This window comes from Methylobacterium sp. E-065, assembly GCF_022829605.1.
In the GTDB taxonomy this organism is placed as follows: Bacteria; Pseudomonadota; Alphaproteobacteria; order Rhizobiales; family Beijerinckiaceae; genus Methylobacterium.
The window spans coordinates 11,596-32,107 of record NZ_JAKSYD010000112.1 but is presented as its reverse complement, the minus strand read 5'-3'; the positions used below and the strand labels follow the sequence as shown (position 1 = coordinate 32,107).

The following is a 20,512-nucleotide window of genomic DNA, read 5'->3' as shown; positions in this document are numbered from 1 at the left end:
CTCGCGCGCAGGTTCCGGGCCGCCTGTTGAAACAGCAGGCAGCTTGGCAGGGCAAGTCCCGTACCGCAGCCGTAGCACGTGGGCCACTGGTTTCATCCCCGTGGAAGCGTCGCGCGAAAACAGTCGAAGACCCGAGTCACGCCCCCCGATTGGGCTTGCGCATGGCGCAATTCCTGCGTCACGTTAACGAACTTTAAGATGCGTTCATCCCGGGCCAAGGCGAGGAGCCGTCCGATGAAGGGTTCACGACTCACGACGATGATCTTCATCGGCATGCTCCTCGGGATCGCGGTGGGCTATGCCTGCAGCATCACCTGGCCGGATCCACAGACGGCGAAGGAGATCGCCGGCTACATCGCGCTGATTTCCGACGTGTTCCTGCGGCTGATCAAGATGATCATCGCGCCGCTGGTATTCTCCACCCTGGTGGTCGGCATTGCGCATCTCGGGGACACCGCCTCAGTGGGTCGGGTCGGCGGCAAGGCGCTGCTCTGGTTCGTCGGCGCGTCGTTCTGCTCGCTGATGCTGGGGCTGATCCTGGTCAACCTCATGCAGCCGGGCGTGAACCTGAACCTGCCGCTGCCCGATGCCGGCGCCGGCACGGGTCTCAAAGCGGCTTCGCTGTCGCTCAAGGAGTTCGTCACGCACCTCGTGCCGAAGAGCGCCGTCGAGGCGATGGCCAACAACGAGATCCTGCAGATCGTCGTCTTCTCGATCTTCTTCGGCGTGGGCCTCGCGGCGCTCGGCGAGAAGGGGCAACTCCTGGCGAAGGGCATCGAGGGCGTGGCCGACGTCATGTTGAAGGTGACGGGCTACGTGATGATGTTCGCCCCCGTGGCGGTGTTCGCCGCCATCGCGGCCACGATCACCACGCAGGGCATCGGCGTGCTGGTGACCTACGGCAAGTTCCTCGTCGAGTTCTACATCGGTCTCGGCGTGCTCTGGGCTCTGTTGATGGGCGTCGGCTTCCTGCTGCTCGGCGGCGGCGGCATCGTGCGCCTGTTCAACCTGATCAAGGAGCCCTTCGTGCTCGCCTTCTCGACCGCGTCGAGCGAGGCGGCCTACCCGAAGATGCTGACCAACCTCGAGACATTCGGCGTACCGAACCGCATCACCTCGTTCGTTCTGCCGATGGGCTACTCGTTCAACCTCGACGGCTCGATGATGTACTGCACCTTCGCGGTGATGTTCATCGCCCAGGCCTACAACATCCCGCTGACCTATGGGCAGCAGCTCACGATGCTGCTCCTGCTGATGGTGACCTCGAAGGGCATGGCCGGTGTGCCGCGCGCCTCGCTGGTGGTGATCTCGGCGACGCTGTCGCACTTCAACATCCCGGAGGCCGGGCTGCTGCTGATCATCGGCATCGACCAGTTCCTCGACATGGGCCGCTCGGCCACCAACGTGCTCGGCAACAGCGTCGCCACGGTGGCGGTGGCCAAGTGGGAGGGGCAGCTCACCGCCACGGATCAGCGGCTCGACCATGTGGGGACCGTGCCGTCGCCGGCGGAGTAGTTGCAGAGATTTGCCAGCGGGGCCTGATCCAGAGGCTCCGGTTCTCGCACATCGCGGGACGCAGGGCTCTCTCCTACCTCCTGTGTGGAGGGGTTGGCGCAAGATCGCGATATGTGACGCTGCTGGCAGCCAAAGATACGCTTCGAAGGAGCGGACGATGACGATGCGGCTCGTGGCAGCGATTGTTCTGGCGCTGACGGGCGCGACCCCGGCTTATGCCGTGGAGGTGCTCACCGGCACGCTCAAGAGCGTCGCCGAGCGCGGCGAGATCGTGCTCGGCTACCGGGAAAGCTCGGTGCCGTTCTCCTTCGTGGCCGGCAAGAACCCGGACAGCAGCCCGAGGGCGATCGGCTACGCCCTCGATCTTTGCGGCGAGATCGCGGACGACGTCCAGACTGCGATCGGCCGGCCCGTGAAGATCCGCTACGCACCGGTCAGCGCCGAGACCCGCATCGAGGCGGTGACCTCCGGCAAGATCGACCTCGAATGCGGCTCGACCACCGCCAACGCCGAGCGGCGCAAGCAGGTCGCCTTCTCGCCGGTGGACTACATCAGCGCGACGCAATTGCTGGTGAAGCGGGGCTCCGGGATCGCCTCCTATCGCGACCTCGCCGGGAGGACCGTGGTGGTCACCGCCGGCACCACCAACGAGAAGGCCGTGCGCGACCAGCTTGCCCGGCTGAAGATCGCCGCGCAGGTGGTGACCGCCCCTGACCACGCCGCATCCTACGCGATGGTGAAGGCCGGTAAGGCCGACGCCTTCGCCACCGACGACGTGCTGCTCTACGGGCTGATCGCCACCGACGCGCAGGACGGGGCGAACTACGCGGTCCTGCCCGACAAGCTCTCCTACGAGCCCTATGGCATCATGTTCCGCAAGGACGATCCGGAGCTTGCTGGAATCGTGCAGCAGACCTTCACGCGGCTGGCCGAGTCCCGGGCCTTACGCTGGACCTACGAGCGCTGGTTCCTCAAGCGCCTGCCCAACGGCGAGCGCCTCGACATCCCGATGTCGAACGACCTGCGGGTGAGCTTCCAGCTGATGGGCCTCGACGCGGGCGAGTAGGCGGCACTCGCCTCGCTTTTGCCCAACCGGAGCGCGAGGAAGGACCACCGGTCCCTTCCTGTCGCGAGCGCCAACCGTCCATGCCGATCGCCGCGCATTGCCAGACCCTTCGCGCCGCCGCTTTGGCCGCCATCCTCGCCTGCGCGGCCACCGGAGCTTCCGCGCACCCACACGTCTGGGTGACCGCGAAGGCGCAGCTCGTCTACGAGAACGGCAAGCTCGTGGGCGTGCGCGACACATGGAGCTTCGACCCCGAATACACCGCCTTCGTCACGCAGGGCCTCGACACCAACAAGGACGGCAAACTCAGCCCCGACGAACTCGCCGGGCTCGCCGCCGAGAACACCGCCAACCTCGCCGAGTTCGGCTACTTCACGAAGCTGAAGGTCGGCGGCAGGGAGCAGGCCTTCGCCGATCCGAAGGAGCCGGCGGCCCGCATGGAGGACAAGGCCCTGGTCATGACCTTCCTGCTGCCGCTGAAGAGTCCGGTCCAGCAGGGGCGGGGGGTTGCCGCCCTGGAGGTCTATGACCCGACCTACTTCGTCGCCTTCTCGTTCGCCGAAGGGCCCGAAGCCGCGACGCTGGCCGGCGCGCCGCAGGGCTGCGCCGCCACCGTCACCCGCCCGAAGACCGAGCAGCCGAAGACCGCCGAGGCTGGATCCCCGGGCATGACCGAGGCCTTCTTCGAGGCGCTGACCGCCGCATCCTCCTACGGGGTTCAGTTCTCCAGCCGGGTGCTCGTCGCGTGTCCGTAGGCATCGGGATCGCCGCCCCCGCCGGGGCTGGACGGCTGGGCCTGAGGCTCGGCCTCATGGCGCTGGCCATCGGTCTCGCAGCGCTCCTGGCGGCCGGGATCGCGTGGCTCGTGGCGCCCGGCTTCACCGCCCCGCCGCCGCGCTCGCCCTTCGGCATCGGGTTTCGCGAAGCGGCCCCGGCGGCGACCGGCCTCGGGGGGATCATCCTGGCGCTGCAAGCCAGCTTTTCGCGCAGCCTCAACGCGGCCGTCATGGCGCTGCGCGGCGGCGGCAGCTGGAGCCCGCTGGTCGGACTCGCCTTCGCGTACGGCGTGTTCCACGCCGCCGGCCCGGGGCACGGCAAGGCGGTGATCGCCGGCTACATCCTGGCGGGCGAGCGGGCGTTCCGGCGCGGCTGCACGCTCAGCTTCTGCGCGGCTTTGCTCCAGGCGCTCGTCGCCGGGGCGATCATGGGGATCGGAAGCCTGATCCTGAACGCCACGGCGGCCGGCATCACCCGCGCCGGCACCGCGATCGAAACCGCGAGCTTCGCCCTCGTCGCCCTGATCGGGCTGGTGCTGACATGGCGCAAGGCCGGGCGCCTGGTCCATCTCGACGCCCCATGCGGGCCCGGCTGCAGCCACCTGCCCGGACCGGAGGCGCTTGAGACGATGGATACGTGGCGCGAGCGGGCCGGGGTTGTCTTGGCTGCCGGTTCGCGCCCCTGCGCGGGGGCTGTGCTGGTCCTGGTCTTCGCGGTGTCGCAGGGCGTCCCCGGGGCGGGCGTGCTGGCGGTGCTCGCCATGGCGCTGGGGACGGCGCTCACCACCACGGCGCTGGCCGGCCTCGCGGTCTTCGCCAAGCGCGCGGCCCTGCGCCTTGCTGGCGGGCGGGGCCGGGTCGGCCTCCTGGCGCTCGGCGGCCTCGAACTGGTGGCCGCCGCCTTCGTGCTGGTGCTCGGCACGGCGATGCTCTCCGGCCTCGCGCCGACCTTGGGCGGCTGAGGGGCCTCGCCATCCGGCTCGCGGCGTGCCACGCTGCGTGCCCGAGACGGAGAGCGCGCCGATGCATCCCGACTTCGAGACGATCCTGAACTGGCGCCTGCTTGCCGGATCGCATCCCTTCCCCGGCCCTGACGGCGGAACCTGCATCAACGAAGCGGCGATGGTGGCCGCGGGTCTGCCCTACCGGGCGATCCGCTCCAGCACGGATTGCCCGCCCTGCTTCTCGCGGCCGATCGCCGCCTACGCCCTCGGGCTCAACGACGCCATGCCGGACGTCGTGCGGACGCAGCTCCTGGCCTTCGTACTGCGCCTGTCCGGCAGCGCCGACACACCGGAGATCGAAGCCGCGCGGACCCGGCGGCTGGCGCTCGAAAGCGTCCGGCGCATCCTCGCGCCGCTCTGCACCCTGGCCGCGATGGCGGAGGATGCCGAGGCCTGCGCCGGGGCACCGGATTGGCCGACGGCGTTCGCGGCGGCGCGCTCGGCCGCGTGGCGGGGTGGGGCACTCTCGCAGGCGGCGTCCCGGGCGCGGCGCTGGCGCGAGGGCGCGCTGACGGCAGCCGTCGCCCGCACCGCCACGGCCGCGCAACGGGCCGGGGAGGATGCGCGCTGCGCCGCCGAGGTCGCCGAAGGCGCGGCGCCCTTCGTCATCGGCACCTGGACCGAGGCCTGCGCGATCCTCGACATGGCCCTGGCGATCGGCCGGCAGGCGCCCGAGATCGCCCTCGCGGGCGCCCGGGAGCGGCTGGATGCGGCGCGCGCGCGCGCACTGGCTTGATCAGGCCGCGGCCGGCGCGGCGTCCAGGTCCAGCTCGATGGTGGCACAGTTCTCCAGGAACGTGCCGGTGAGGTGGTAGAAGAACGTGCCGTGCCCGACGACCGCGATGGTCCGCTCGGGCCGCTCCCGCAGCCACTCCCGGAACGCCGCCACCCGGGCGTCGAACAGGGGGCGCGGCTCGACCGGATAGCCGCCGACCTCACAGCCCGGCTCGGCGTGCCACCACACCTCCGGGAGATGCCCGACATCGAGATGCGGGAACTCGGCCGCGATCTCGGAGGCCGCCCGCCCGACATCGCAGCTGCTCTCCTGGCATTCCCGGTGCAGCACCTCGACCAGCACGCGCGGCTGGCTCGGATGGTCGCCGAACAGGATCGCCGCGGTCTCGATCGCCCGGGTGAGCGGCGAAACCACCACGAGCTCGAACGGGATCGCCCGCAGCCGATCCCGGGCGGCCCGGGCCTGGGCCTGACCCATCTCGGTCAGCCGTGCGTCCAGGAGGCCGGGGTCGCCGCCCCCATGCTTGTGGGCGGCGTTGAAGGTCGACTGTCCGTGGCGGATGCAGACGATACGGGTCTCGTGTCGGGTGTTGTTCGGCATGGATCTCGGCTGTGTATTCCGCGACGGGTTCGGTCGGTCTGATGCGGTCAGGCGAAGCGCCCGCCGCGCTGGATGACCTCGATCTTGTACCCGTCCGGATCGGTCGCGAAGAAGAACCGCGCCAGCACGTCCTCGCCGTGCTTGAGCGTCTTCAGATCGGTGGCCGTGAAGCCCTCGCGCTTGTGCCGCGCGTGCTCAGCCTCGACGTCGTCGATCACGAAGGCGATGTGGCCGTAGCCGTCGCCGAGGTCGTAGGGCCTGTCCCGCCCCTTGTTGACCGTGAGCTCCAGCTCGAACGGCGAGGCAGGGGCGCGCAGGTAGATCAGGGTGAAATCCGGGAAGTCGAAGCGGTCGGACACTTCGAGCCCGAAGGCGCGGGCATAGTAGTCGCGTGCGCGATCCTCTTCGAGGACGCGGATCATGGCGTGGACGGGCTTGGACATGCGTTAGAAAGTTCCGAGCGCACGCGCTTGCTGCGTGCCGAACCTCTATGTGGCGCCCCGGCGTCCGCAGAAAAGGTCGGCACGCCCCAGAGGTGTCGTTCGGTCGCCCGCAGCGCTTGCCATGGTCGCGAAACGCCGGGTGCAACGGCGAAGATATTTTCCGATGGTATACATTCAAGCACACGAACCCAAATATATGAGCTGAAGACGCAATACCGGGCACTAGATCATTCCAAATCAAATATTTAATTCATAGGTCTTCATATTCGATCGCTGCAATAAGTTATGTTGCGCCACGCAACAATGAACCAAATCGAAGCTTGCAGATCATCCCTTGACAAGAACCATTTGTTAAAACCATTTTACTAGCAATCCAGAAATCGACGCCGCAGCCCTGCACTCGTCTGCCATCGATGTCGATCGGGAGGCCCAAAGCCGTGTTACGCCTGTCCAACGTCAAAATTCTGCCGAAGATAGCAGCAGTCATCGCACTGATTAGTATGATTGTCGGCAGCTGCGTCTGGTATGCCCAGTCGCGCATGACCAAAATTGACGATGAATACAGCCGCTTCATCAACAACGAGGCGGCGGCCGTCGCCGAGGCGCGCCGGCTCAACCGTTTGATGGTCGAACTCAACTATTGGGTGTATCGGGTCATCGCGGAGACGGACCCGGGCCAGATGCAGGACGCCAATCGGGGCTTCGAGGCCGTCCTGCCGAAGGTGACGGCGCTGCTCCCCAACCTGCGGGCGCATGCCCAGACCTTCACGCCGCGCATCGACGCGATGACGGTCCGAATCGAGCGCTACGTCAAGGATGTGAGCGAGGTTCGCCGGCTCGGCACCAGCAACCAGAACGAGCAGGCCATCGCGCTGATCCATACGGCGATCGATCCGACCTTCACAGGTATGCTGGCCGAGGGCAACGAACTTGCCGATGCGATCACCGCCTACATGCTGAAGGGCTCGGACGACCTGACCGACCAGACCAACGCCACCCGTCAGACCCTGATGACCGTCAGCGCCCTCGGGATGCTGGCCGGCCTATTGGCAGCGGTGTTCATCGCGATGGTGGGCATCACACGGCCGCTCGATCGCCTGGTCAAGGTCCTGCAGCGCATGGCGCAGGGTGAGATCGACGCCGAGATCCGCGAGGCCGCCCGCCGGGACGAGATCGGGGCGGTCGGGAAGGCCGTGGAAGGCATCAAGACCATGGTCGCCCGCAAGGCCACCGAGGAGGCCGAGGTCAAGCGCCGCGCCGACGAGTCGGCGCTCGCGGAGCGCCGGCGCACCATGCTGGAGCTGGCCGACGGGTTCGAGCGAGCGGTGGGCGGCATCGTCGGGATGGTTTCGTCCTCGGCCACCGAGTTGCAGGCTACCGCCCAGAGCATGACGGCCAGCGCCACCGAGACCGCCAACCAGTCCACGACCGTTGCGGCGGCGGCCGAGGAGGCCTCCACCAACGTCCAGACCGTGGCGGCCGCCGCCGAGGAGTTGGGCTCTTCGGTGCAGGAGATCGGCCGGCAGGTGCTTGGCTCGGCCGATCTCGCCCAGAATGCGGTCGGTGAGGCCGACCAGACCCAGCACCTCGTCAAGGCGCTTGTGCAGGCGGCCACGCGCATCGGCGAGGTCGTCGGGTTGATCTCCAACATCGCCGGGCAGACGAACCTGCTGGCGCTGAATGCCACGATCGAGGCGGCGCGGGCTGGCGAGGCGGGTCGCGGCTTCGCTGTGGTGGCGGCAGAGGTGAAGGAACTGGCCGGCCAGACCGCCAAGGCCACCGAGGAGATCAGCCAGCAGATCAGCCAGATCCAGGGGGTCACCGGGCAGGCGGTCTCGGCCATCGACACCATCACGGCACGCATCCGGGAGATCAACGACGTCGCCACCACCATCGCCGCGGCCGTCGAGCAGCAGGGCGCGGCGACCCAGGAGATCGTCCGCAATGTCTCCCAGGCGGCGACCGGGACGGATCAGGTGACCAGCAACATCGTGGGCGTGGCGCAGGCGTCCGAGGCGACCGGCGCGGCCGCCACGCAGGTGCTCGGCGCGGCAAGCGAATTGTCGCGGCAGTCCGAACAGCTCGGGGCGGAAGTGTCCCGCTTCCTAAGCACGATCCGCGCGGCCTGAGGCTCAGGCTCCGATCCGCAGCACCTCGGTCCGGTCGCCGGCCTGCGCGAAGGCGCTTGGGTCGGCGCCGGTCATCCAGACCTGACCGGGCAGGGCCTCCAGCGCCTCGAACAAGCCAGCGCGGCGGCGCGGATCGAGATGCGCCGCCACCTCGTCGAGGAGGATCACGGGGGCGATACCGCTCATGGCACGCACCAAGCGCGCATGGGCCAGCACAAGACCGATCAGCAGGGCCTTCTGCTCACCGGTCGAGGCGGTGCCCGCCGGCACGTCCTTGGGGCCGTGGCGGACCACGAGGTCGCTGGTCTGCGGCCCCATCAACGTCCGTCCAGCCGCGCGGTCCCGGTTGCGGCCGTTGCGCAGGGCGAGGCGGAAGCGGTCCTCCGCCTCGATGGCCGGCCAGACCGCCACGAGGTCGTCGAGGTCGCCCTCCAGGCGGATCGACGCCCAGGGGAAGGGCTGCGCGTCGTCCCGGGTCTCGGCGATCAGCCGGTCCAGGCGCTCCGCGGTCTCCCGGCGGGCGAGAGCCACGGCGACGCCGAGTTCGGCCACCTCCCGCTCCACCGCGTCGAGCCAACGGTCGTCGTCGGGCCGGTCCTCCAGCAGGCGGTTGCGCGAGCGCAGGGCGCGCTCCATCGCGGAGACCCGCGCCCCGTGGCCGGCATCGACCGCCAGCACGAGACGGTCGAGGAACCGGCGCCGGTCGCCGGCCGCGCCGCGGAACAGCCCGTCGAGATCCGGCGTCAGCCAGACCACCCGAAGGAACTCGCAGAACGCGACGGGCGAAGATGCGGGGGCGCCGTCGATCCGGCAGAGCCGGCTCGAGCGCCCGTCCGGGCCCGGCGGCTCCAAGCCGGTGCCGAGCCGGTGCTCGGCCCCGTCCCGGTCCAGAGTGAGGGACACGGCAAAGCCCCCTGGGCCCCCGGCACGCGCCATGGTGGCGAACTCGGCCCGGCGCAGGCCCCGGCCCGGCACGAACAGCGAGAGCGCTTCGAGCAGGTTGGTCTTGCCCGCCCCGTTCTCCCCGACCAGCGCGACGAAGCGGGCAGCAGGGTTCAGTTCGAGATCGGCGTGGTTGCGGAAATCGCGGGCGATCAGGCGCGTGACGCGCGCGCTGCCGGCCGTGTCGGAGTCACTCATTGGATGGCAAGGTGGAGCGATCACGGGCTGAATGCACGACGCGATCGATCGAAATTCGGTCGTCGAAGACGCGATGGAGGATGAGGAAAGACCGGAATACGAGGATCCGGACGTCTGGCGCAACCTCCGGCGCGGGTCTTCCCATCATGGGCTGCCGGCCGAGGGCCTGACACCGGGTGCGCAGCTCCGAGACGAAGCTGCGGGCACGGGATGGATTCTCGGCGGCGATGAAATCACCAATCTCGCGCGGGTTCGCCCGGACTCGCCACGACACCACGACAGGCGTCAAGGACTGGCCTTTTCCAGGGCGCCGTAGCGCGCTTCCAAAGCGTCCAACGTGGCATCGAGGGGTTGATAGTCGCCACTCTCGACGCCCTCGTGCCAAGACTGATGGAGGGTCGCGAGGCGGTCCTCATGCCGGAGCAGCAACGCCACACCGGCGGCGATCGCCTCTTCGGACGAGCCATAACGGCCAGCCGCAACCAGGCGATCGAGCGAAGCCTCCTGCACTGGGTCAAGGACGACGGTTCTTGGCATGGCAGCGTGCTTACACCCGCATCGGCATCAGCACGTAAAGCGCCGGGGCGCCCTCGCGGTCCTGGATCAGGGTCGGCGAGCCCGGGTCGGCGAGCTTGAACAGGGCGGTGTCGCCTTCAAGCTGCGCCGTGATGTCGAGCAGGTAGCGGGCGTTGAAGCCGATATCGAGGCTGGCGGCCTCGTAATCGACGTCAAGCTCTTCGGTGGCGCTGCCGGAATCCGGGTTGTTCACCGAGAGGGCGAGGCGGCCCTCGGCGAGGCCGAGCTTCACGGCGCGCCCGCGCTCCGATGAGATCGTGGAGACGCGGTCCACCGCCTTGGCGAAGGTGTCGCGCTGGACGATGAGTCGCTTGTCGTTGTTGGCCGGGATCACCCGCTGGTAATCCGGGAAGGTGCCGTCGATCAGCTTGGAGATCAGCGTCAGGCCGCCCGCGAAGCGCAGGCGGATCTTGGCCGGCGACAGATCGACCGCGACGGAATCGCCGCCGTCGTCGAGCAGCTTCTGGATCTCGGCCACCGCCTTGCGGGGCACGATCACGCCCGGCATGCCGACGCTGCCCTGGGGGGCGGAGATCTCGACCCGCGCGAGCCGGTGCCCGTCGGTTGCCACCGCCCGCATCACCGGGCCGTTCTCGGTCTCCAGCGTGTGCAGGTAGATGCCGTTCAGGTAGTAGCGTGTCTCCTCGGTGGAGATCGCGAACTGCGTCTTGTCGATCAGGCGCTTGAGGTCCGCGCTGGCGATCTCGAAGCCGTGGGGCATCTCGCCGGCGGCCAGATCCGGGAAGTCGCCCTCCGGCAAGGCGCCCAGCGCGAAGCGCGAGCGGCCGGAGCGTATCGTCATCTGGCCGGATTCACCGCCGGTCTCCAGCGAGACCTGCGCGCCGTCGGGCAGCTTGCGCACGATGTCGTAGATCACGTGCGCCGGGACAGTGGTGGCGCCCGGATCGGCGACATCCGCCGGCACGCTCTCGGTGACCTCGATGTCGAGGTCGGTCGCACGCAGCTGGAGACCGGACCCTTCCGAGCGCAGCAGCACGTTCGACAGGATCGGGATCGTGTTGCGGCGCTCGACGACCCGGTGCACGTGGCCGAGCGACCTGAGTAGGGCCGCGCGCTCGACAGTGACTCTCATCGCAAAACTCGACTGGTAGGGACGGCGCGGCGGCCGGCGTCCCGCGCGGATTAGGGCCGATTAGCTTGGCGAAGGGGGCCGGCGAACGCAAGACCGGCGCCGGTGCATCGCACAGGCGACCTGCACCGGACGCGCTTTCGGGGTTCCCGCGGGCGCCGCCCCGTGCGAAAGCGCCGCAATCCTGTTTGCCGTCAAGATAAATCGCAACGCCGCCATGCTACAGACCGTCGAAAGCGCCGACGCGACCGCCACCCCGCCCAGCGCCGGGCGCATCCTGGCCGCGAGCTTCGTCGGCACGGCGATCGAGTTCTTCGATTTCTACATCTACGCCACCGCCGCCGCGCTCGTGATCGGCCCGGTCTTCTTCCCGGCCGGGGCGCCCGGCGTGCAGCAGCTGAGCGCCTTCGCGACCTTCGCGATCGCGTTCGTCGCCCGGCCGGTGGGCGCAGCCCTGTTCGGGCATTTCGGCGACCGGGTCGGCCGCAAGGCGACCCTGGTGGCCTCGCTCCTGATCATGGGGCTGTCCACGGTCCTGATCGGCTGCCTGCCGAGCTACGCCACCGCCGGCTGGTGGGCACCGGCGGCGCTCTGCATCCTGCGCTGCGGCCAGGGCATCGGGTTCGGCGGCGAGTGGGGCGGCGCGGCCCTGTTGGCGGTCGAGAACGCGCCGCCCGGCCGGCGGGCCTGGTACGGGATCTTTCCGCAGCTCGGCGCGCCGGTCGGATTCATCCTGGCCAATCTCGGCTTCCTGGCGCTGAGCTTCGGCCTGACGCCCGAGAGCTTCCAGAGCTGGGGCTGGCGCCTGCCGTTCCTGGCTTCGGCAGCCCTCGTGGGCGTCGGGCTCTATGTCCGCCTGAAGCTCACCGAGACGCCGGCTTTCAAGGCTGCGCTGAGCCAGGCCCGGCCGGAGCGCGTGCCCTTCGCCACCATGCTGACGCAGCATGGGCGCGCGGTCGTCATGGGCACCTTCGCCATGGTGGCGGTCTACGCGGTGTTCTACCTCTCGACCGTGTTCGCGCTGGGCTACGGCACCGGCACGCTCGGCTACGCGCGGCCGACCTTCCTGCTGTTCGAGTGCATCGCGGTCTGCTTCATGGCGCTCGGCATCGTGATCTCGGGCGCCGCCGCGGACCGGTTCGGCCGCCGGCCGGTGCTGCTCTCCGGGATGGCCGCGGTATTCGGGCTCGGCTTCCTGATGGGGCCGATGCTCGGCCATGCCGCCGGCACCGGCACATGGCCGCCGGTCCTTGGCTTCCTGTGCCTTGCGCTGCTGTCCATGGGTTGGGTGTTCGGCCCGATGGGCGCCGTCCTGCCCGAACTGTTCCCGACCCGGGTCCGCTACACGGGCGCCTCGGTCACCTACAACCTAGCGGGAATCCTGGGCGCCTCCGGAGCGCCCTACATCGCCCAGGAACTTGTCAACATCGGCGGGATCGGCTTCGTCGGGATCTACCTGGGGGTCGCGGCGGTCCTCAGCTTCCTCGCCGTGCTGGCAATGCCGGAGACGGCGGGCCGCTAAAGCGTGCACCGCCGCCGTGGGTATCGGTTCAGCGCGAGAGAGCGCGTCACAACAGGGGTTTGGAGCCAGTCGCGATCGCAGTGCGATCGGGCACGGCTCTAGTTCCGTCCCGGCCCGGCGGGCTCGAAGCGGCCGAGGAACCGCGTCCGCTCCCAGAGTTCGATCGTGCTGCGCTCCGCCATGGCACGCACCTGTCGACGCGCATGGCCATCGTCCTCGGCCGCAACGATCTCGGCCGAGGCTACGCGGCCGGCACGATCGAGCTTGAACGCGCGGTAGGCGCGGCTGCGGCGGGCGGTCTCGGCGTTCAGAGAGAGCATCGGGTCATCCTCCAGACCCGAGCGTTCCAGCAGATGGTTAACGCCGCGTTACCGCCGTGTGGTCACGAAGAATCGGGGTCAGCTCCGCTTGTCGAGCGGGCGTCCCAGCAGCCGGGCGAATTCGGCCTCGATCTCCTCCACGGAGAAGGGATTTCCCGACGTCTTCGCGTCGGGGCGTGTCGGGGGTGAGGACGGCTCGGGCGGAGGCGGAGGCCGGAACGTGGGCGGCGCCTTCGGCTCGGGCCGGGCCACGGCCGGCGCAGGAGGAGGGGGTGCAGGCGGAGGCGGTGCGGGAGCCGGCACCTCCGGAGGCTCTACCTCCGCGACCGACGGAGCTGCGGCCACAACGCTCGGCGGTGCAGGCTCGTCGACAGGCATGTCGACGGTTGAGGGCAGCACCGGTTCGGGCGGCGTCGCGGAGACCGGCGGAGTGGTCGCCATCGCGGCGGCGATCGGATCGACGCCGTCGTCCGGGGCCGAGGCCGCGATGGGCGGCGGGGCCGGGGTCACCGCCGACGAGGGACGCGACAAAGCCGCCTGTAGCTGCCGGGCCATGTCGGAGAGGATCGCCGGATCGACGCTCCGGCGCTCGGACGGGACCGCGAGGCTCGGCGCCGGCCGGGCCGTCTGATCCACGGCGGGCGCCGGATCGGCGGCGCGCTCCGAGGCCGGGCCGGGCCGCGGATCGACCAGCGGCGGCGCAGTCCGGCTCATGACCCGGCGCGGAGCGGCCGGCTCGCGAACCGGAGCGCGCAGCGGTTCGGTGAATTTCTGAGGAGGCGCAGGCGCCAGCGGCAACAGCGGTTCGGAGACGTCCTGCCCGGGCTCGTCGCCGCCGAGCAGCGCAGGATCAAGCGGCAGGTTCACGGTCGGCCCCGCCCCGGAGCGCGGCACGGGCGAGGGCACGATCACGGGCATCTCGAAGCCGGGATCGAACAGCGGCTCGGCGCGCAGCCCGGACATCTCGGGCAGAGCGCGTGACGGCTCGGACAGGCGCCCGCCTTGGACCAGAGGATCCGACAGCGGTTCGTCGAGGGCGTCCGCTGCGGTATCCGCCCTCAGGGACGCCTCCGTCAGGGGACGCTGGCTGCGCTGGATGTTGCGCTCGACCACGACGTCGTTGGGCCCGCCGACGAGGAGCAGATGCTCGACATTGTCCCGACGCAGCAGGATCAGCTGGCGGGCGCGATCGAGCTCGTACACGTCGACGATGCCGAGCCGCGGCTGCCGCCCGCGGCCGCCGTTCCGCCCCGGCAGCGCAAGGTTCCGCCCCGTGAGCCGCCGCACCGTGAAGACGATTGCCGCCAGCGCCGTAAAGATGACGGCGAAGATCACGACATATTGAACGATGGGGGAGCCGTCAGAACCGAACACGGATTGCAGCCATCGCAAGGTTACGCACTCGCACGTTCCGGCCGCCGCTGGTCCGCGCCCGGCAAGGACGAGTCCATACCACGCCGGAGGGGCTGCAAGGCAAACGGCGTTAAGGGGTCGTTAACAGACCTTTTAGACCAACGCCATCAACACAATACGGCGTGAAATGAAGCGCACTGCCGCCGTATCGGCTGTGGAAGAACGGACTTCCCCGGGCCCGTCGCCACGTCTCGACGCGTCGAATCCGGACTTAGGCGCGTCTACCGCAGCGGCATCGATCCTGGGTTTAACGCAGCGTTAACCATGCGCGCGGCAGTTTTTGCCGAGCGCGCTCGTTCCGGCGCGGCGATGCCCGACCGAAGGCGACCATGGCCCTCACCGATCTGCCCGTGCTCGGCATGCTGCGCACCCGGATGCAATGGGCCCAGGCGCGCCAGGGACTGATCTCGGAGAACGTGGCCAACGCCGACATGCCGGGGTTTAAGCCCCGCGACCTCGTCGAGCCGCGCTTCGATCGGGCGACCGGCGCCCTGGCTTCCGGCTCGACCAGCCTCGCCCTGACGAGTCCGGCCCATCTGGCGCCCGCGGGGCAGGGCGGCGGGGCCGAAGCCAAGCGCGCCAAGGGTTTCGAGATCCGCCCGAGCGGCAACGGGGTCAATCTCGAAGACGAGATGATGAAGGCCGGCGACAACCAGTCGGACTATCAGCTCGCCGCCTCGCTCTACCAGCACAGTCTGACCACCCTGAAGATCGCCATCGGCAAGAGCTGACGTCGGCCGACCGGACGTGGCGAGAGGAGGGCGTTGAGCCATGGAATTCAGCAAGTCGATGGCGGTGGCGGCGGCCGGCCTCAAGGCCCAGTCGGGCCGGATGCGGATCATCGCCGAGAACATCGCCAATGCCGATTCCGCGCCGCCTTCGGTTGGGGCGGAGCCCTATCGCCGCAAGATTCCGAGCTTCACCAGCCACCTCGACGACGAGACCGGCGCCCGGCTCGTGGAAGCGGGCCGCGTCCGGCGCGACCCGTCCGCCTTCCGGACCAAGTTCGAGCCCGGCAACCCCGCTGCCAACGCACGGGGCGAGGTGCAGATGCCCAACGTCAACGCGCTGGTCGAAAACATGGACCTGCGCGAGGCCCAGCGCTCCTACGAGGCGAACCTCAACATGATCACCGCCACGCGCAAGATGCTGTCCCAGACACTCGGCATCCTGAAGTGATCGGTCAGGAGCGATAGCGATGGCTTCGAGCAACTTCGCGGCGGGCGCCTACGCCGCCGTCCAGGGCATCGCCTCCGGCCGGCCCGTCCCCAAGGTGCAGTCGACGGCCGAGACCGGCACCGACTTCATGCAGTTCCTCGGCAAGACGCTGGAGAACGTCGGCGATGCCGGGCGCCGGGCCGATGCCCAGGCGGTCTCGGCCGCATCCGGCAAGGCCAACGTCGTGGACGTGGTCACCGCGGTCGCCGAGAGCGAGACCGCCCTCCAGACCATGGTCGCCGTGCGCGACCGCATGATCTCCGCCTACGAGGAGATCATGCGGATGCAGATCTGACCGGGGATCCCAAAGGGCTCCGCCCTTTGGCAGGGCTCCGCCCTGCACCCGCAAAAGGTCGACGACCTTTTGAAACTATGACCTGTTTTCCTTCGGATCCGTCCTTGCCATGACCGGACTCGCCATCCTCGACGTCGCCCGCGACGGCATCTTCGTGTTCCTGAAGATCGCCGGACCGCTGATGCTCGTCTCCCTGGCGGTGGGCCTCGCGGTCTCGCTGGTCCAGGCCCTGACCCAGATCCAAGAGCAGACCCTGATCTACGTCCCCAAGGTCGTGGCAGTCTTCGCCGTGCTGCTCCTGATGCTGCCCTTCATCGGCGACGCCATGGCGGGCTACATGACCCGCATCGCCGCCCGCATCGCGATGGGCGGGTGAGGTCCGTCCCGGCCACGACAGCGGCGCAATCCGCGTGTCAGGGGGGCGGCGATGAACCTCCTCCTGCCCGGGATCGCCTCGGCCTCCCTGATCACCTTCGCGCGCGTCGGCACGCTGATCATGCTGATGCCCGGGATCGGCGAACAGTCGGTCTCGCCGCGCCTGCGGCTGGCCTTCGCGGTGCTGACCACCCTGGTGCTGTTCCCGACCGTTCGTCCTTTGCTCGGCGGCACGGAGGGTCTCGCCGGGCCGCGGCTGATCGGGCTTTTGTTCGGCGAGACGATCGTGGGGCTGGTCCTCGGCCTCTCGGTGCGGATGGTGCTTGCGGCCCTCCAGACCGCCGGGACGATCATCGCAGCGCAGATCGGCCTGTCCTACGCGATGACCGTGGATCCGAGCCAGGGCGGCCAGCAGGTGGCGATCGGCAACTTCCTGTCGCTGCTGGGCATCACGCTGATCTTCACCACCGATCTGCACCACCTCGCCATCGAGGGCTTGGCGCGGAGCTACGACGTCCTGCCGCCGGATGGGGTCCCGGCCTTCTCGGACGCGCTCACGCTGGCGACCCGGGCGCTCGCCCGCGGCTTCACCCTGGCGATGCAGATCTCCGGGCCGTTCATCGCGTTCGGGATCCTGTTCAATCTGGGCCTCGGCGTGCTGTCGCGCCTGATGCCGCAATTGCAGGTGTTCGCCCTGGCGGTCCCGGCCTCGGTGCTGGTGGGCGTCGTGATCCTGATGGGCTGCCTCGGCGTGATGATGGGCGTCTTCCTGGACGATATGGGCCGATACCTCGCCGAATCGATCGGGCGCTGAGGTAGTCGCGGGATGGCCGAAGGCGCGGACGACGAGGACAAGACCGAGGAGCCGTCCCAACGGCGGCTGGATCAGGCGATCGAGCGCGGCGACGTCGCGACCAGCACCGAGATCAACACCTTCGCGATCCTGGCGGCCTTCACCCTCGCGCTGCTGCTCGCGGCGCCCAGCATCGCGCAGAACCTGCTGTACGGGCTCAGGGCCTACCTCGCCAACGCCCACACCCTGCCGGACGACGCCACCGCGATGCGGGCCGCAGCCGTGCGGGCGCTCTGGCTGTGGCTGCAGGCGGTGGCCGTCCCGGTGGGCCTCGCCGTGGTTGCCGGGCTCGCCGCCGGGCTGCTCCAGCACCCGTTGGTGTTCACCGCCGAGACGCTGATGCCGAAATTCGAGCGGCTCTCGCCCATGGCCGGGGTGAAGCGCCTGCTCGGCATCGAGGCGTGGTTCCAGTTCGGCAAGGGGCTGGCCAAGATCTGCACCGTCGGCGTGGTGGGCGGCGTGGTCCTGTGGAACGACCGCGACCGGCTGGAGGTGTTCGTCCAGCTCGATCCCGCTGCGGCCCTGCCGGCGATCCTCTCCTTGAGCCTGCGGCTGCTCGCCGGCATGCTGTGCGTGCATCTCGCGATCACCCTGGGCGATGCCCTCTACGCGCGGTTCCGCTGGCGCAAGCGCCACCGCATGTCGAAGGAGGAGATGAAGCAGGAGATGAAGGAGTCGGACGGCAACCCGGAGGTGAAGGGCCGCATGCGACAGCTCCGCATGGCCCGGGTGCGGAAGCGGATGATGGCCGCCGTGCCGACCGCCACCGTGGTGGTCACCAACCCGACCCACTACGCGGTGGCCCTACGCTACGAGACCGGCATGGCGGCGCCGATCTGCGTTGCCAAGGGCGTCGACTCGCTGGCCCTGCGCATCCGCGCGATGGCGGCCGAGCACGGCGTCGCGGTGATCGAGAACCCGCCGCTGGCCCGGGCGCTGCACGCCACCGTGGAGATCGACGGCGAGATCCCCGCCGAGCATTTCCGCGCGGTGGCTGAGGTGATCGGCTTCGTGCTGCGTCTGCGGCGTCGGGCGGCTTAGAGCGCTCTCCGACGAAAGGGACGCCGGGTCGGCGTCAGAAAGCGCGTCACGACGAGAGCTTAGAGCCGCGCACGATTGCGACGCGATCGGGCTCAGCTCTCAGACACGGCCCGCCGACGGCCTGCGAGAGGGCGTGTCGCCAGGGCGAAGGCGATCCCGATCAGGGAGGCGACGCCGAACACGGCCAGCATCGCCGTCCCGACTTGCGCCGGGCCGACCATCCGGTCGTTGATCAGCCCGACGAGGGCCGGGCCCGCCCCGAAGGCGACCAGGGTCACCCCGGCCACGAAGGCGGCGCTCACGCGGCCGCGGAGCGCCCGCGGCGTGAGGAGCTGGAGGCCCGCCAGAGCGGATGGGGAAGTGAAGCCAAGCACAGCCACGAGCCCTGCGAACGCCGCCAGCGACATCGCGCGGTCGGCCGTGAGGACCATCGCGGCCGTGCAGGCCGGTGCAGCCGCCAGGCCCATCGCGAGTCCGTACGAGGCCGCCCGCCGGGGCGCGAAAGCCCGGGCGCGGTCGAGCCAGCGCCCACCCGCGAGGTGCCCGACCGGCGCCGCGATGAGCACCAGAAGCCCGAGCCGTAAGCCAGCCTCGGCGGGCGTCAGGCCGTGGACGCGCACGTAGAAGGTCGGCGCCCAGGCGGTCAGGGTCTGCCCGATCAGGACAGCCGCCGCGGCGGCGCCGAAATGCGGCCCATAGGCGGCGCGGTGCCGGACGACCCAGGCGAGGGCCGGCCGCCCCTCGCGCTGCGGCGCCGCGGGCGGCTCGACCACCCGCCGGAGCCCGATCAGGAGCGCGATGTTCGGCAGGCAGGCCAGCAGGAAGAGCGCCTGCCAGGGATGGAGCGTTCCGTAGCCGGGCAGATTCAGGTCGTGCGCCGCCGTCAGCAAGGCCAGAACCGCCCCGCCTGCCAGGAGGGCGAGACTGCGGCCGAGACTGGCTCCGGCGGTCAGGAGCGCCACCGACCGCCCCAGTCTGCGCCGCGGCAAGCGATGCGCCATCAGCGACAGCGCCGCGGGCGCGACCGCGGCCTGCCCGAGTCCAAGGAAGGCCCGGGCGGCGAGCAGAATCGCGAAGCTGGTCGCGAGCCCGCACGCGAGGGTGGCTACGCTCCAGACCAGAACGCTGGCCATCAGCAGGATCCTGCGGTGCCCGGCATCCGCGACGCCCCCGGCCCACGGCATGGCGGCCGCGTTGAGGAGGGCGAAGGCCGATCCCTGGAGGATACCGAGCTGCGCGTCCGAGAGGGCGAGGTCCAGCTTCAGCGGCTGTGCCACCAGGGTGATCAGGAAGCGGTCGCTGAACGCCAGCAGCTGCGTCGCCGCGAGCAGGATCACCAGCCGCCGCTCCGACAGGCCGAACGACGCGTAACGACGTTCCAGATCGGCCATCAATACAGTTCGCTCGTCCAGCGGACCAGGACGGCGTCGGTCGGCCCGTCTCCGGACCGGTCCTCCCGGGCCTCCCGCATAGCGGCGCGGTACCGGCCGGGGGGCATGCCGAAGGCAGCCCGGAACGCGCGGTTGAACCCGCTCTCGTCCGCGAAGCCATGCGCGTGGGCGAGGGCCGACACGGTCCGGCCGTCCTCGGAACGGCGCAGGTCCGCGCGCAGACGCTCGAGCCGTCGCCTCTGGATGAAGCGGGCAATGCCACCCTCATCGGCAAAGACCGCGTACAGGCTGCTCCGGGAGGCTCCGATCCCAGCCGCGATCGCCGAACTGTTCAGGCCCGGGTCGGCCAAATGCGCATCGATATAGGCTTCGCCTCGGATCCGCCGCAGCGGCTGCGACGCCTCGGTCGAGAGGAGGCGCGCCAACGGCGCGGCCGTCGCGACGCTCAAGCCCAGGCCGAGGAGTTCGGCCGCCGTGGCAGCCGCACGCTCCACCGCGACCGGGGGCAGATCGTCCGCCCGGCGGACCAGGGACGCAGTGAAATCGGCCAGCAGCCCGGCAGCGGCCGCGGGCAGGACGATCCCGTGCACCGGTTCCAGATCGCTGACCGAGGCCTCGACCACCTCGCGGGCGAGCTGGACGGTGATCAATCGGGCCCGTTCGACCCGCGTCCAGTGCGGTCGGCGCGTATCCACCACCATGATCTCGCCCGGCCGCAGGCGATGGCCGGCGCCGAGGGGGCCGCCGCTGAGATCGCCGGACAACAGGAGGTGCAGCGTGATGTGGTCGAAGCCATCATGGCGCACGCGCCCGGGACCACGCATGTGCAGCAGGCCGCCGAGTTCCCGCTCGAACAGGATCATCCGCCGGAAACGCCGGATCCGAACCTCGGCGCGGAACGGCCCATCGGCGGGCTCGACATCGGCGCCGATGCCGTAGAGGCGCCGATAGCTCTCGAAGCCGGCGCCGTCCGTCCCCCGAGCCGCAAAGGAGAGTTTTTCCACGCGCG

23 protein-coding genes are annotated in these 20,512 nt (G+C 69.6%); 13 read left to right on the top strand and 10 right to left on the bottom strand.

From position 1 onward, the window contains the following. Nucleotides 1-234: 234 nt before the first annotated feature. The 5 genes from MKK84_RS13355 (at nucleotide 235) to MKK84_RS13335 (ending at nucleotide 5,097) form a co-directional block, all read left to right on the top strand. A complete protein-coding gene (locus MKK84_RS13355; protein ID WP_243920387.1) occupies nucleotides 235-1,515 on the top strand; it encodes a dicarboxylate/amino acid:cation symporter in 1,281 nt (426 codons plus the stop codon). Nucleotides 1,516-1,672: 157 nt separating this feature from the next. Beyond that, nucleotides 1,673-2,581, top strand: a complete 909-nt coding sequence (locus tag MKK84_RS13350) for an amino acid ABC transporter substrate-binding protein (RefSeq protein WP_243920386.1) — start codon at nucleotides 1,673-1,675, stop codon at nucleotides 2,579-2,581. A gap of 80 nt (nucleotides 2,582-2,661) precedes the next feature. Further along, nucleotides 2,662-3,336, top strand: coding sequence for a DUF1007 family protein (locus MKK84_RS13345; RefSeq protein WP_243920385.1), 675 nt, complete (start codon nucleotides 2,662-2,664; stop codon nucleotides 3,334-3,336). Then, nucleotides 3,327-4,319 (top strand): nickel/cobalt transporter, encoded by a 993-nt coding sequence (locus tag MKK84_RS13340; protein ID WP_243920384.1) that lies wholly within the window; start codon nucleotides 3,327-3,329, stop codon nucleotides 4,317-4,319. Before MKK84_RS13345 ends, MKK84_RS13340 begins: the two co-directional genes overlap by 10 nt. A 61-nt stretch (nucleotides 4,320-4,380) precedes the next feature. Continuing rightward, the gene (locus tag MKK84_RS13335) at nucleotides 4,381-5,097 is read left to right on the top strand and encodes a hypothetical protein (protein WP_243920383.1); all 717 of its coding nucleotides are present in this window, start codon (nucleotides 4,381-4,383) and stop codon (nucleotides 5,095-5,097) included. Here the strand turns inward: MKK84_RS13335 and MKK84_RS13330 are convergent, their stop codons facing one another. Continuing rightward, entirely contained in the window at nucleotides 5,098-5,697 is a 600-nt protein-coding gene (locus MKK84_RS13330) for a histidine phosphatase family protein (RefSeq protein WP_243920382.1), read from the bottom strand. A gap of 47 nt (nucleotides 5,698-5,744) precedes the next feature. Continuing rightward, a complete protein-coding gene (locus tag MKK84_RS13325) occupies nucleotides 5,745-6,140 on the bottom strand; it encodes a VOC family protein (protein ID WP_243920381.1) in 396 nt (131 codons plus the stop codon). A 413-nt stretch (nucleotides 6,141-6,553) separates the two neighbouring features. On the opposite strand from MKK84_RS13325, the gene MKK84_RS13320 reads away from it, so the two are divergent. Continuing rightward, nucleotides 6,554-8,269 (top strand): methyl-accepting chemotaxis protein, encoded by a 1,716-nt coding sequence (locus MKK84_RS13320; RefSeq protein WP_279599512.1) that lies wholly within the window; start codon nucleotides 6,554-6,556, stop codon nucleotides 8,267-8,269. Nucleotides 8,270-8,272: 3 nt separating this feature from the next. On the opposite strand, the gene recF is transcribed toward MKK84_RS13320, so the two are convergent. The 4 genes from recF to dnaN are packed head-to-tail and all read right to left on the bottom strand — an operon-like array spanning nucleotide 8,273 to nucleotide 11,078. Then, nucleotides 8,273-9,409: a DNA replication/repair protein RecF gene (gene recF / locus MKK84_RS13315; RefSeq protein ID WP_243920378.1), complete on the bottom strand. Its 1,137-nt coding sequence runs from the start codon at nucleotides 9,407-9,409 to the stop codon at nucleotides 8,273-8,275. After that, entirely contained in the window at nucleotides 9,402-9,683 is a 282-nt protein-coding gene (locus tag MKK84_RS35905) for a type II toxin-antitoxin system RelE/ParE family toxin (RefSeq protein ID WP_409566501.1), read from the bottom strand. The genes recF and MKK84_RS35905 overlap by 8 nt, the downstream gene beginning before the upstream one ends. Before the next feature lie 11 nt (nucleotides 9,684-9,694). Further along, nucleotides 9,695-9,946 carry a type II toxin-antitoxin system ParD family antitoxin gene (locus tag MKK84_RS13305; protein ID WP_243920373.1) on the bottom strand — a complete coding sequence of 84 codons (252 nt, stop codon included), beginning with the start codon at nucleotides 9,944-9,946 and terminating at the stop codon, nucleotides 9,695-9,697. Between the two features lie 10 nt (nucleotides 9,947-9,956). After that, a complete protein-coding gene (gene dnaN, locus MKK84_RS13300) occupies nucleotides 9,957-11,078 on the bottom strand; it encodes a DNA polymerase III subunit beta (protein WP_243920371.1) in 1,122 nt (373 codons plus the stop codon). 214 nt (nucleotides 11,079-11,292) lie between these two features. On the opposite strand from dnaN, the gene MKK84_RS13295 reads away from it, so the two are divergent. Further along, nucleotides 11,293-12,597 (top strand): MFS transporter, encoded by a 1,305-nt coding sequence (locus tag MKK84_RS13295; RefSeq protein WP_243920370.1) that lies wholly within the window; start codon nucleotides 11,293-11,295, stop codon nucleotides 12,595-12,597. 98 nt (nucleotides 12,598-12,695) lie between these two features. On the opposite strand, the gene MKK84_RS13290 is transcribed toward MKK84_RS13295, so the two are convergent. Together MKK84_RS13290 and MKK84_RS13285 are read right to left on the bottom strand one after the other, a co-directional pair. Beyond that, a complete protein-coding gene (locus tag MKK84_RS13290) occupies nucleotides 12,696-12,917 on the bottom strand; it encodes a hypothetical protein (RefSeq protein ID WP_243920369.1) in 222 nt (73 codons plus the stop codon). A 78-nt stretch (nucleotides 12,918-12,995) separates the two neighbouring features. Further along, nucleotides 12,996-14,291, bottom strand: coding sequence for a hypothetical protein (locus MKK84_RS13285; protein ID WP_243920368.1), 1,296 nt, complete (start codon nucleotides 14,289-14,291; stop codon nucleotides 12,996-12,998). A gap of 368 nt (nucleotides 14,292-14,659) precedes the next feature. On the opposite strand from MKK84_RS13285, the gene flgB reads away from it, so the two are divergent. The 6 genes from flgB (at nucleotide 14,660) to flhB (ending at nucleotide 18,112) form a co-directional block, all read left to right on the top strand. Continuing rightward, the gene (flgB, locus tag MKK84_RS13280; protein WP_243920367.1) at nucleotides 14,660-15,061 is read left to right on the top strand and encodes a flagellar basal body rod protein FlgB; all 402 of its coding nucleotides are present in this window, start codon (nucleotides 14,660-14,662) and stop codon (nucleotides 15,059-15,061) included. A gap of 40 nt (nucleotides 15,062-15,101) precedes the next feature. Continuing rightward, nucleotides 15,102-15,509, top strand: coding sequence for a flagellar basal body rod protein FlgC (gene flgC, locus MKK84_RS13275; protein ID WP_243920366.1), 408 nt, complete (start codon nucleotides 15,102-15,104; stop codon nucleotides 15,507-15,509). Nucleotides 15,510-15,528: 19 nt separating this feature from the next. Then, nucleotides 15,529-15,843 carry a flagellar hook-basal body complex protein FliE gene (gene fliE / locus MKK84_RS13270; RefSeq protein WP_243920365.1) on the top strand — a complete coding sequence of 105 codons (315 nt, stop codon included), beginning with the start codon at nucleotides 15,529-15,531 and terminating at the stop codon, nucleotides 15,841-15,843. 109 nt (nucleotides 15,844-15,952) lie between these two features. Continuing rightward, nucleotides 15,953-16,219 (top strand): flagellar biosynthesis protein FliQ, encoded by a 267-nt coding sequence (gene fliQ / locus MKK84_RS13265; protein ID WP_243920363.1) that lies wholly within the window; start codon nucleotides 15,953-15,955, stop codon nucleotides 16,217-16,219. A gap of 51 nt (nucleotides 16,220-16,270) precedes the next feature. Next, nucleotides 16,271-17,032, top strand: a complete 762-nt coding sequence (gene fliR, locus MKK84_RS13260; RefSeq protein WP_243920361.1) for a flagellar biosynthetic protein FliR — start codon at nucleotides 16,271-16,273, stop codon at nucleotides 17,030-17,032. 12 nt (nucleotides 17,033-17,044) lie between these two features. Further along, the gene (gene flhB, locus MKK84_RS13255) at nucleotides 17,045-18,112 is read left to right on the top strand and encodes a flagellar biosynthesis protein FlhB (RefSeq protein ID WP_243920359.1); all 1,068 of its coding nucleotides are present in this window, start codon (nucleotides 17,045-17,047) and stop codon (nucleotides 18,110-18,112) included. A 92-nt stretch (nucleotides 18,113-18,204) separates the two neighbouring features. Here flhB and MKK84_RS13250 read toward each other — a convergent pair whose 3' ends face one another. Both MKK84_RS13250 and MKK84_RS13245 read right to left on the bottom strand, forming a co-directional pair. Further along, entirely contained in the window at nucleotides 18,205-19,503 is a 1,299-nt protein-coding gene (locus tag MKK84_RS13250; RefSeq protein WP_243920357.1) for an MFS transporter, read from the bottom strand. Then, a complete protein-coding gene (locus tag MKK84_RS13245) occupies nucleotides 19,503-20,507 on the bottom strand; it encodes a helix-turn-helix domain-containing protein (RefSeq protein ID WP_243920356.1) in 1,005 nt (334 codons plus the stop codon). Before MKK84_RS13245 ends, MKK84_RS13250 begins: the two co-directional genes overlap by 1 nt. Between the last annotated feature and the right edge of the window lie 5 nt (nucleotides 20,508-20,512).